Genomic DNA, 11,844 nt, shown 5'->3' with positions numbered 1-11,844 from the left:
ATAACTATACAACAGATAATTTGACCTTAGCAACCTGATAACTTGAAACAATAAGGTAATTATGAGGGCCTTGAGTGGTAGGGAAAATAATATGACACTAATTAAATCAGTAAGTAAAACGATCACAAAAAAACAAATCTGGCTGGGGTTGATTACCTTGTTATCGCTAATACTGGTGATGCTGGCTGCTGAAATTCGTTTAGCGCCAGCAACCATTCGTCAAAATACACCGCCAATCGAAACGCCAGATGCTGATACCAAGCCCACCTACAGTCCCAACAAAGATTATCACTGGCCAACCAAGCGGATTACGTATCACATCAAAAAAACAACTTCTCGCCATTATGTAAACGTGTGGCGAAAAGCTGTTCAAGCTTGGAACGATGTAAATGTCGTTACATTGGTTTCGACTAAAGTTCAAGGAAATGCCGAGATTATTTTAGGAACGCAAGCCCATTATCAAAATCAACCAGATAGCTGGGAAGGCGAAACTGGAGTGGTCATGGGCTATACCATTCAACGGTTTGGGAATGCCAGTGGGGCGCCCATATTTGATGATCAAAATGAAAGTTATTTAATCACAAGTGCGATGAAACGGATGGATTATACGACCACGAATCAGCAGGCCGGCGTTGCCATGCATGAATTAGGCCACGATTTAGGGTTGGGCCATAGTCAAAATAATCATTCCATTATGCAAGAGGCCGCGCCAACTCTGTACACGAAGATTCCGCAAGTTGACGCTGATCATTTGGCTCAATTGTATCGCAGTGTGGCTAAAAAGTGACTAAGCTTGCAACAACATACCGACAGAGTAGTGAATAATCATCGTGATAATCCCAACGATCACGTTTCGAATAATGGCGGTCTTAACAAGCCCGTTTCCAAGGCGGGCGCTTAAATAACCGGTAAGAGCAACCGACAAACAAACAGCCAGAATTGTAGCCGGCCACTGGTATTCAACGGGTGATAGCGTCATTGCGACGAGTGGAAAAATACCACCGGCAGCAGCAGAGAACAGGGATGAAAACGCAGCGTTCCAAGGATTCATATAGTGACCGAGTTGGAGACCATACTTGATGTTAACAATTGTTTCAAGCGGCTTTTTGCTCATCAAGTCTTTGGCAATTTTTTCGGCAGTCGCCTTAGTGACCCCTTCGTCAATGTAGTAATCGGAAACGACTCGTAATTCCTGCTCGTAATCAGTCTTTAGGAGCTTTTTTTCAGTTTCGACAACTGATTGTTCAGTGTCTTTTTGGGTACTAACCGAAGCGTATTCGCCGGAAGCCATGGAAAAAGCACAGGCGAGTAAGTCAGAAAGACCGGCAATAAAAATTGTAAATTGATTGGTGGTGGCAACTGCGACACTAAATAGCACGCCGACAACTGTTAAGATGCCATCATTTGATCCCAAGACGCCAGCTCGAAGTGTGTTGAGCTTTTCGTCCATTGTCTGGGTATCCTTTTTCTTTTTTGCATGAATACTAATCATGAATCATTCCCCCGATTCTTTGAATTCTGTTAACTACCAATTAGGGTACCAATGACATAGGTCACAATCATCGTTAAGGTACCAGAAATCACGTTCCGAACGACGCCGTGGAACTTGTCCGAATTGCCAAGCTTAGCGGCCGTGTAGCCGGTGATTGCCAACGCAATTAACACGGCCACAAACGTCGCTTCAATGCGAATGGGTCTTGGAAATAGCGTGATGGCCAGCATTGGTAGGATTGAACCGGTTGGAAATGAAATCATTGAGGCCAGTGCCGCCGAAAGGGGGTTGGTATACTCTCCAACGTTAAAGCCGTATTTTTGGCGGACCGTCGTTTTAATTGGGTCGCGATCCATCATCTCTTTGGTAGCCTGATGAGCCAAGTCAGCAGAAATACCATCGGTCACCAATTTTTGTTTAACTGTGTTAAACTCAGTATCGTAAGAGTTAGCCAGCGCCTGTTTTTGGAGGCTAATGGCGTTTCTTTCAGAATCTTTTTGGGTATTGACCGATACAAATTCACCCATTGCCATGGAGACGGTCCCGGCTAACATGCCAGAAATGCCTGAAATAAAAATAGCAAAGTTATTACTGGTGGCCGCTGCAACCCCCAAAACAATGCCGGCAACCGACACAATACCATCGTTGGCGCCCATGACGGACGCTCGCATCACATTAATCTTTTGAGAAAGCGATCTTTTCTTAGCCATCTCAACACCTACTCTCTAGTTTGTAATCATTATCATCTGATACTGATTATTGTAAACCTAATAACGGCAAAAGTAAATCGGAAAACCTAATTTAGGAGATGCTTCACTTGAACGACTCAATTTTAAATCAGCTAATGAACCATACCAGTATCCGCCATTTTAAGAACCAGCCACTTTCTGTTAAGCAAGTCACTACATTGATTGATGCAGCCCAACATGCTTCAACCAGTACCTTTTCGCAGCAATCCTCAATCATAAGTGTGCGTGATCCAAAGGTAAAAGATGAATTAGCGGTCATTACCGGCCATCCGTGGCTGACAAACAGCGGCCATTATTTTGTGATGATTGCCGATCAGTATCGAAACTTGCAAATTGCCAAGGCCCATCAGGTGGATCCATACGTCTTGCAAACGACCGATAAGTTTTTAGCCGGTGTCTTTGATGCAGCGATTGCAACCCAAAATATAATGGTAGCTGCAGAAGCGATGGGCTTAGGCGGTACCATCATGGGAAGTATTTTAAATGATTCAGATCGAGTGATTCAGTTACTTGATTTGCCAGAATTGACCTTTCCAGTGTTGGGATTAGCGATCGGCTATCCAGCTGATCAGCCGGAATTAAAGCCTAGAATGCCACAAACGATGATGCACTTTGATGGGTCTTATCACTTGCCAGCTGATTTTGATAGCCAATTAGTTGACTATGATCAATTGATTGCTGAGTATTACGGCACCAGGAGTTCAAATGAGCGGCAGGAATCATTTAGCCATCACATTGTGGCGGAATTGGGTCGAAGCCACGAGGTGAGACAGGATTTATTGGCAACCATTAAGCAGCAAGGATTTCTAATTGATGAATCATAAGCAGCTATCCTTTTATTAGCAAAAGGAGTTGACATTTTCATTAGAAAACCTTACATTAGTTAGTAATCAATTGACAGTCAAAACTCGTTTCAACAGCGAAGAGAAGAGTAAATCAACGCCTAATTATCAGCGACCATCGGGGGTGAGAGGATGGATTGGCTTGATTGAAAGTGCGCTTGGAGCTGAACTTATTTTATGATAATCAGATGAATATTTAATGAGGTATTTAGAGGCGACTTTGAATATAAATAAGGGTGGAACCACGGTAACACGTCCCTGTCGTTTAGCTTTGGCTAGATTGACGGGGACGTGTTTTTTGGTTTGGCTGTGCTGTCAAGTTGAAATGCTTAAAGAAGAGGAGATGATGCTCAATGAGCAGCTGGGAGATTATCCAGCAAAGCTTACCGATGTTTGAAAAGGGGTTTGTGCTGACATTGTGGCTGTCACTGATTGGAATTATCGGTTCAATCATTGTGGGCCTAATTTGCAGCTTGCTCCAATACTTTAAGGTGCCAGTCTTTCATCAAATTGCAACGATCTATGTTGAAATTTCGAGGAACACACCACTATTGATTCAGCTATTTTTCTTGTACTACGCGTTTCCAGTTTTAGGAATCAAGTTTAGCGCTCAAGTTTGTGGCATTATTGGTTTGATTTTCTTGGGTGGCAGTTATATGGCTGAAGGGTTTACCGGCGGCTTTAATGGGGTAGCCAAGGGGCAGGTCGAATCTGGCAAAGCTATTGGATTAAGCCGCTGGCAGCTAGCCAGGTACGTTGTTTTTCCCCAAGGCTTTTCGCTCAGTGTGCCGGCAATGGCTGCTAACGTCATCTTCCTAATTAAGGAAACGTCAATCTTTACCGTTATTGCTATTCCGGAACTAACCAATACGGCGCTTGACTTGATTGGCATGTATTACCGGTCAAATGAGTATCTCTTTGTTTTAGTTGTGGCATATGCCATTATTTTAATTCCGTTGTCCATTATTTTGACGTTAATAGAAAAGAGGGTTCGCTATGGCTCATTCGGGAATTAGTGTATTACTGGAAGGTACCAACTTCACCCGTCTGCTTGGTGGCCTTTTCGTAACGATTAAGATTGCGGCGGTTGCTTTAATTACAGGACTAATACTGGGAGTGATTCTTGGGGTATTGCGAACATTTAAGAATCGGCTCCTCCGGCTCATTTTGCGACTTTACTTGGAATTCTTTCGAATTGTGCCAACGGTAGTGCTATTGTTTTTGTTTTACTACATTTTGCCGCGGCAATTGAACTTCAACTTGCCGGCAGATCAGCTGGCCACCTTGGTATTTGCGCTATGGGTAGCTGCGGAGATGAGCGATATTGTCAGGGGGGCTTTAATTTCAGTGCCAAAGCATCAGCGAGAATCCGGTTTGGCAATTGGTTTGAATCGGTACCAATTGTATCGCTACGTTTTGATTCCCCAAGCAATGACTCTGGAGATTCCTGCCACGATTAACTTAGCTACCCGGGTTATCAAGACAACATCCTTATTGATGCTTATTTCGGTAATGGACGTGATTAACGTTGGCCAACAAATTATCGAAGCCAATAATCATACCCATCCAACGGGTGTTTTTTGGGTGTACGGATTAATCTTTTTGTTCTATTTTTTGATTGATTACCCGCTATCTTGGTGGGCTAAGCGACTAGAAAAGAGGAGATTGGAGAGGGCAAATGGCTGATAAGATTTTACAAGTTGAACATCTCGAAAAATATTATCAAAAACGGCACGTCTTACATGATATTAATTTTTCGGTTGATAAAGGCGAAGTTGTGACTTTGCTGGGGCCATCTGGTTCGGGTAAGAGCACGCTAATTCGCTGTTTGAATGGACTGGAAGCCTATCAACAGGGAACAATTATGTTTGAAGGGGAAAAAGTTCAGCCAAACGAAAAGACGTGGCAACAGATTCGCCAAAAAATTGGGATGGTATTTCAAAGTTACGACCTATTTCCCAATTTAACGGTGATGGACAATATCTTATTAGGGCCGACGAAGGTACAGAAAAAGGATCGTAATTCGGCTAGCCAAGAAGCGGTTAAGCTTTTACAGCGGGTTGGATTAGAGGATTATCAGGATGCCTATCCCCGACAATTATCAGGCGGCCAAAAGCAACGGATTGCAATTGTTCGCGCCTTGGCGTTGCACCCGGACTTCATGTTATTTGATGAGGTGACCGCTTCGCTGGATCCAGAAATGGTTCGCGGGGTGTTAAACATTATTGGGGATCTTGCGAATAAGGACCATATGACGATGATTGTGGTCACTCATGAGATGAATTTTGCCCAAGAAATTGCCGATCGCGTTCTTTTTTTGGAGAACGGCCGGATCCTCGAACAAACACCATCCAAGACGTTCTTCAATAAGCCGCAAACCGATCGCGCCCAACAGTTTTTGGATAGTATGGATTTTTAGTGAGCGGAACAAAGCGCTTAGAAACTGTAGCATAAGGCATCTTGGCCGGAAATCCCGGGTTTGGATTTTTGGTCAAGATGTTTTATGCGGAAGTTTCTGCTTTGTGCAGCTGTCCTAAAACAGTGAGCGGAACAAAGCGCCTAGGGATCGGAGTGTAAGGCTCCTCTAACGGAAATCCCCGGGCTTGGGATTTTTGTTAGAGGTGCTTACGCGCAGATCCCTGCTTTGCGCAGCTGTCCTAAGGTAAGTGAGCGGAGCCAGGCGTTTAGGGTTCACCAAATAGACTAGGCCTTTCAAACCCGCCAGAACCTAAATTTACTTGACTAAAAATCCTGAGTTTACGTTTATCTTTTTGACTTCACCACAGCAGTTTAAACATTGAGGAGGAATGATTCATGAAAAAGCGATCATTTACAAAGTTATTAACAGTTGTTAGTGTATTTGCAGCTCTGTTGCTGGTTTTAACCGGCTGCGGTAATAGTTCTAAAAAGTCTAGTTCAAGCAGCAATCCAAGCTCCGTTCAACAAATTAAAAAGAAAGGGACCATTCGAATTGCCGTCTTTGGCGATTTACCACCATATGGATGGGTTAATCAGGATGGGAAACGAGTGGGATATGATGTCACCTTGGCTCATCAAGTGGCTAAGGACTTGGGTGTAAAGGTTAAATTTGTCCAAGTTAACGCCAATAATCGAGTTGACGCATTGAATTCTAATAAAGTAGATTTGGTTCTCGCAAACTTTACGGTCACCCCTCAACGCAAACAGGTGATTGATTTTGCCAAGCCGTACATGAAAGTTTCCGTTGGGGTGGTTTCGCCGAAGAGTAAGCCAATTACCAACGCCAGCCAATTAAAGGGTAAGAACTTGATTGTGACTAAAGGAACGACGGCGGAAACCTACTTTACTTCTAAGCAGCCAGATGTGAACCTGTTAAAATTTGATTCCAAGACACAGCAATTTAACGCTTTGAAAAATGGCCGTGGCGTGGCATTAGCTGATGACAATTCTTATCTTTACGCTTGGTCAAAGGACAACCCTAAGTACACGGTTGGCATTAAGAGCATTGGACCGAAATCCTATATCGCCCCAGCGGTTAAGAAGGGCAATCAATCGTTGCTTAACTGGACCAATAAGGAAATCACCAAATTAACGAAGCAAAGTTTCTTCGTCAAGGATTACAACACCCAGCTGAAGCCTTACTTTGGTAAGGAAGTAAAGCCTTCAGACATTGTGTTGCCAACTAAATAAAGTGACTTAACAACGATATTCATTCGCCAGTTTGGTGAATTGCCCCACAATTATTGGACAAAATTGTCTAATGATTGTGGGGCTTTTTAGGTAAAACTTGATAATCAGACTAATTAATCAAGTAAAAAATGAGGCAACATAGCTATTACACTTTATTACTTTTTTATTAACCATGATATAGATAAATGCGCAAGATCTTATAAAGAAATTCCAAAGAAACTAAAGCTTTTTGTAAGCGCTCAATAAAAAAGTCATATTGCTTGTGATTTGTTTTGGACAAGTCATAATAAAACCGATCAATGTTACCGGAATGTGACAATGATTGCAAAATGTAATTTTTGGAACAGCAGTAAAAAGTCGGGATCATGGATAAGCGAAAGCTGGGGTTAGCAGTCCTAGTTAAGGGTGGCTTATTCTACGATGCAGGCTAGCTCACATTCTATTTGCGATAGTGATTGAATGCTTGGTACTGCTTACTTTTTTAGAGGGGAGGGGGATTTTATGCGACGACGGCAAACTTTTTTGTACATATTGCTGACAGTTTTCGTAGTTGGATTAGTAGGAGGTCTTTCCTACTGGCATTTCCAAAATAATGATCAAACGCGGCAGGCGAAGAAGTTGCAAAAAAAGTCAGCAAAAGAGTCGGCTAGCAAAGCCAGCAGTCAATCAAGTTCTACGCCAGCTGCCAAGCGTTCTTCGAGTCAACAGCCAAAAAAGTTGACCGGCCAAGCACTTCGGATTACGAATTATTTACGGCAAAATCACTTTGTTGGCTCAGCATTAATTGTCCGAAATGGTCGGGTCATTTATCGTCGCGGACTTGGTTACGCGAACTACGCCAAGCGCCAACCTAATCTGCCAAATTCTCAATACCAAATTTTATCAATTCAAAAATCATTGACCGCCGTGCAAATGATGAAGTTAGTTGTCGAAAAGCGACTTTCACTTAATACGAAATTAGCCAAGTTCTATCCGGCGATTCCAAACGCCAATCGAATCACAATTCGAAATTTATTGGATATGGATTCTGGACTCTCAATGTCAACCGTGGGTGCAAACGTTGCCCTTAGTGAAAAGCGGGTGATTGAGTATGCAGTTACTCATGTGGACAGCCGGGAGACCGCATTAGGTCAGTGGGATTATCAACCAGTCAATTATGTGTTATTGGCAGGCATTATTGGCAAACTGACAAAGCAATCATATCGACAAAACTTTTACCAAACGTTCGTTTATCCGTTGAATTTACGGGGAACTGGTTTTGTTCAACGTTGGCCGGCTAGTTCGTTTCGAACAATTGCCTATCGATACCAAAAGACCAATCAAGCTGAGCAAAATTATGAGGTGCCCTTTAAGGAAGCACAAGCGGCCAAACAAAATGAATTGGGAACCGGCCAAGTTTATATGAGTCCGATTGATTTGTTTAAGGCCGAACGAGCTATTTTACGGGGACGGATTATCTCCAGGCAGGCCGTGGCGGCATTACATGCGGCAGGTAGTGCTTCAACGTATGGTGGCGGGATTTATAACCTCAAAAACGGTATCCGGTCGCATGGCATCGGCTATGGCTATGAAGCGGTTATTTTAATTACCAGAGGCGGCCAAAATGGCGTTGTGTTACTTAGTAATAACTACCGGCCGGCTCAATCAATTCAAGAGCCCGCGATTGCTTTGTATACAGAATTGCTAGATGGTCAGATCACCTAATGTGTTGAGATAGTTGCGCTAGGCAGGAAGTTTTATCTAAAGCGACTTGGCCAAAAATCCAAACCCGGGATTTCCGGCCAAGATGCCTTATGCTCCAGTTTCTAAGCGCTTTGCTCCGCTCACTTTATTAGGACAGCTACGCAAAGCAGAAAGCTGCACCTAAGCCGACTTGTCCAAAAATCCAGGCCCGGGATTTCCGGCCAAGCCAACTTAGGCTCCGCTTTCTAAGCGCTTTGCTCCGCTCACTTTACTAGGACAGCTGCGCAAAGCAGAAGTCTGCGCACAAGCACCTCGAACAAAAATTCCAAGCCCGGGAATTTCCGTTCGAGGAGACTTGTACTCCGACTTCTAAGCGCTTTGCTCCGCTCACTATCTTTTGGGAGGTGGTTATATGGCATTAAAACAATGGCTGGAAAAACCCATTGTTAAGTTCATATTAGAAACGCTGATCTATTTTGCGATCATGATGATCCTGTTTTACCTTTACGACTACAGTGGGATTAATCAAGCTAAATTTATTTACAACGAATTCTGAGAGGGTGACAATTGATGACTGAAAGTTTAATTGACCAAATTGATTCCTATGCGATAAGCGATGGTAGTAAGATTGCCTATCATTATGAGAATCAACAAAACACGTACGGGGAATTAAAAGCTTATTCGGATGCTTTGGCCGAACATATTGATGCGATGGGGCTGCCAATTAATCAGCCAATCATCGTCTTTGGTGGTAAATCATTTGAGATGATTGCAACGTTTATTGGGGTTGTCAAATCAGGACATGCTTATATTCCAGTTGATGTTAACTCTCCTAAAGAACGCCTTGAGATGATTAACAAAATTGCCGAACCAGTAGCGGTGATTGCCGTTGCTGACTTACCAGTCGCTATGCCAAATGTGCCGACGATTAGCAAAGCAGAGTTGGACCAAATCTTTTTAGAACGAGTTAATTACCACCTGACTCACGCCGTTTCTGATGATCAAACTTTTTATATCATTTTTACATCGGGGACAACGGGTGTGCCCAAAGGGGTTCAAATCAGTTATAACAACCTAAAAAGCTTCGTTGATTGGATGGTAGGCGACGATTTTAAGTTACCGACAGAACTCCAGATGCTCCAACAACCAGCATATTCTTTTGATTTATCGGTTATGAGTCTGTATCCCACTTTGGTTCGTGGGGGCGTCTTGCAGGTATTATCCAAAAAGACGACTGACAATTTTATTGTTTTATTTACAGCATTGCGAAGTCTGTCGATTAATGTTTGGGTGTCGACGCCGTCTTTTGTTGACATTTGTTTGTTAGAATCGACCTTTGATCAGCAACATTATCCTCAGCTAACCCATTTTCTTTTCTGTGGTGAAGAATTGACTCACCAAACGGCCGCAGCCTTAAAAAAACGGTTCCCGGATGCCCATGTTTTCAACACTTATGGGCCAACTGAGTCAACGGTTGCAATCACCCAAATTGAGATTACCAATGAAATTCTCGATACGTATGACCGTTTGCCAATTGGCTATGTCAAAGCCGGTATGCAGGCAACGGTTGTTGATGATAAAAAAATGCCCGTGGCTAACGGACAAAAAGGAGAACTGGTAATTGATGGTGTCGGCGTTTCAAAGGGGTATATCAACAATCCCGAAAAAAATGCCCAAGTCTTTTACAAAGTAGGTAATGCAAATGCTTATCGAACGGGCGATATTACAAGTATAGATGAAAATGGGCTGTTGAAATATTTCGGTCGAAAAGATTTCCAGATCAAATTAAATGGTTTTCGGATTGAATTAGAGGACGTATCAGGCATCATCAGCAAGGAAGCGCATATTAAGCAAGCCGTGGTCGTGCCAAAGTATAACGCGCAACACACGGTTTCAATGTTGATTGCTTATATTGTGCCGGAAGCCAATGACTTTAAGTCGGAGTTAGCCCTCACTGCAGCAATCAAGAAAAATCTGAGCACCATGATGATGGCCTACATGATTCCACAAAAGCTGGTTTATCGAAAGAGTTTACCGCTGAGTACAAATGGGAAGATTGATATTAAAGCGGTTATTAAAGAGGTTAACAGCCAATGAGGTGGTTTGTTCCATACGGTAATCCAACTTACTTTCTATGGTTGGCACTAGCGATTATCCCGTTAATGATTGGCCTGCTATATGGCCGGCGTTTTCGGGGGTACCAAACCCTTATTTCCTTCTTCTTTTTATTACTGACGTTTGGCGGGCCAAATTGGCGAACCGGGATTGCCTTGATTGGTTATTTTATCTATCAGATATTGCTAGTTAGTGGTTATTCTTACTATCGTCAGCGAAAGGGATCGGCCAATAAGGGCTGGGTCTTCATTGGGGCAGTTATTTTAGCAATTTTGCCGTTAGTGATTGTTAAAGTGACGCCAGCCATTGAAAATGGGCGCCAATCAATTATCGGCTTTTTGGGGATCTCTTACATCACGTTCAAGGTCGTCCAAACAATCATGGAAACTAGGGATGGGATTATCAAGGAATTTCATCCGGTTCTCTTTGGCCAGTTTTTATTATTCTTCCCAACGATTTCTTCTGGGCCAATTGATCGGTACCGTCGTTTTTTGACGGATTACGAAAAAGTGCCTCCACAATCAGAGTATTTAAACTTGATCCAAACCGGGGTTCGTTATATTTTTACCGGGTTTGTGTATAAGTTTATCTTAGCTTACTTTTTTGGCACGATGTTGATGCCAATCGTTGAACGGCGGGCACTTTTGGCACATGGCTTTTCATGGAACATTGTGGCTTATATGTATGTCTACAGCATGGATTTGTTTTTTGACTTTGCCGGTTATAGTTTGTTTGCGGTTGGAATTAGTTATTTGATGGGTATCAAGACGCCAATGAACTTCAACCAACCATTTAAGTCTAAGAACATTAAAGACTTTTGGAATCGTTGGCATATGACTCTGTCGTTTTGGTTCCGGGATTATATATTCATGCGGCTGGTGTTCTTCTTCATGAAGCACAAGGTATTCAAAAGTCGGGTGACGACGGCGAATGTCTGTTACGTTATCAATATGTTAATCATGGGATTTTGGCACGGTGAAACTTGGTTTTATATTACTTATGGCTTGTTCCATGGCGTGGCGTTGGTTATTAATGACACGTGGCTTCGGTATAAAAAGAAACATCAAGCGGTTATTCCACACAACAAGTTAACGGAATTATTCGCGATATTTTTAACGTTTAACGTTGTTTGCTTTAGTTTCTTGATTTTCTCAGGTTTCTTGAACACTTTGTTCTTTGGGCCGCATAGATTTTAGGACGGCTGTGCAAAGCAGGAATCTGCGCGTAAGCACCTTTGTGAAAAATTCCAAGCCCGGGAATTTCCCACAAAGGAGACTTACGCTCCGATTCCTAA

General features: G+C 42.8%; 12 protein-coding genes. 10 read left to right on the top strand and 2 right to left on the bottom strand.

Translation table 11 applies throughout. From position 1 onward, the window contains the following. The first annotated feature begins 91 nt into the window (after window positions 1–91). Window positions 92–787: a matrixin family metalloprotease gene (locus tag YK48G_RS08090; protein WP_203630219.1), complete on the top strand. Its 696-nt coding sequence runs from the start codon at window positions 92–94 to the stop codon at window positions 785–787. Here the strand turns inward: YK48G_RS08090 and YK48G_RS08085 are convergent, their stop codons facing one another. Continuing rightward, on the bottom strand, window positions 788–1,492 hold the full coding sequence (locus YK48G_RS08085; RefSeq protein ID WP_203630218.1) for a VIT1/CCC1 transporter family protein: 705 nt from the start codon (window positions 1,490–1,492) through the stop codon (window positions 788–790). Window positions 1,493–1,521: 29 nt separating this feature from the next. Further along, window positions 1,522–2,202, bottom strand: a complete 681-nt coding sequence (locus tag YK48G_RS08080; protein ID WP_203630217.1) for a VIT1/CCC1 transporter family protein — start codon at window positions 2,200–2,202, stop codon at window positions 1,522–1,524. A gap of 98 nt (window positions 2,203–2,300) precedes the next feature. Here YK48G_RS08080 and YK48G_RS08075 point away from each other — a divergent pair, with 98 nt between their 5' ends. The 9 genes from YK48G_RS08075 (at window position 2,301) to dltB (ending at window position 11,746) form a co-directional block, all read left to right on the top strand. Further along, window positions 2,301–3,065, top strand: a complete 765-nt coding sequence (locus YK48G_RS08075; RefSeq protein ID WP_203630216.1) for a nitroreductase family protein — start codon at window positions 2,301–2,303, stop codon at window positions 3,063–3,065. Window positions 3,066–3,436: 371 nt separating this feature from the next. Further along, window positions 3,437–4,099 carry an amino acid ABC transporter permease gene (locus tag YK48G_RS08070; RefSeq protein ID WP_203630215.1) on the top strand — a complete coding sequence of 221 codons (663 nt, stop codon included), beginning with the start codon at window positions 3,437–3,439 and terminating at the stop codon, window positions 4,097–4,099. Continuing rightward, on the top strand, window positions 4,080–4,769 hold the full coding sequence (locus YK48G_RS08065; protein WP_203630214.1) for an amino acid ABC transporter permease: 690 nt from the start codon (window positions 4,080–4,082) through the stop codon (window positions 4,767–4,769). The genes YK48G_RS08070 and YK48G_RS08065 overlap by 20 nt, the downstream gene beginning before the upstream one ends. Beyond that, window positions 4,762–5,502: an amino acid ABC transporter ATP-binding protein gene (locus tag YK48G_RS08060; protein WP_203630213.1), complete on the top strand. Its 741-nt coding sequence runs from the start codon at window positions 4,762–4,764 to the stop codon at window positions 5,500–5,502. Before YK48G_RS08065 ends, YK48G_RS08060 begins: the two co-directional genes overlap by 8 nt. 395 nt (window positions 5,503–5,897) lie before the next feature. After that, entirely contained in the window at window positions 5,898–6,752 is an 855-nt protein-coding gene (locus YK48G_RS08055; protein ID WP_203630212.1) for a transporter substrate-binding domain-containing protein, read from the top strand. 501 nt (window positions 6,753–7,253) lie between these two features. Further along, entirely contained in the window at window positions 7,254–8,456 is a 1,203-nt protein-coding gene (locus YK48G_RS08050) for a serine hydrolase domain-containing protein (RefSeq protein WP_203630211.1), read from the top strand. 391 nt (window positions 8,457–8,847) lie between these two features. Beyond that, window positions 8,848–8,991, top strand: a complete 144-nt coding sequence (locus YK48G_RS08045) for a teichoic acid D-Ala incorporation-associated protein DltX (RefSeq protein WP_203630210.1) — start codon at window positions 8,848–8,850, stop codon at window positions 8,989–8,991. A 14-nt stretch (window positions 8,992–9,005) separates the two neighbouring features. Beyond that, on the top strand, window positions 9,006–10,532 hold the full coding sequence (gene dltA / locus YK48G_RS08040) for a D-alanine--poly(phosphoribitol) ligase subunit DltA (RefSeq protein ID WP_203630209.1): 1,527 nt from the start codon (window positions 9,006–9,008) through the stop codon (window positions 10,530–10,532). After that, window positions 10,529–11,746 carry a D-alanyl-lipoteichoic acid biosynthesis protein DltB gene (dltB, locus tag YK48G_RS08035; RefSeq protein WP_203630208.1) on the top strand — a complete coding sequence of 406 codons (1,218 nt, stop codon included), beginning with the start codon at window positions 10,529–10,531 and terminating at the stop codon, window positions 11,744–11,746. Before dltA ends, dltB begins: the two co-directional genes overlap by 4 nt. Window positions 11,747–11,844 lie beyond the last annotated feature (98 nt).

The organism is Lentilactobacillus fungorum, assembly GCF_016860605.1.
In the GTDB taxonomy this organism is placed as follows: domain Bacteria; phylum Bacillota; class Bacilli; order Lactobacillales; family Lactobacillaceae; genus Lentilactobacillus; species Lentilactobacillus fungorum.
This window is presented reverse-complemented; position numbering and strand designations above follow the sequence as displayed.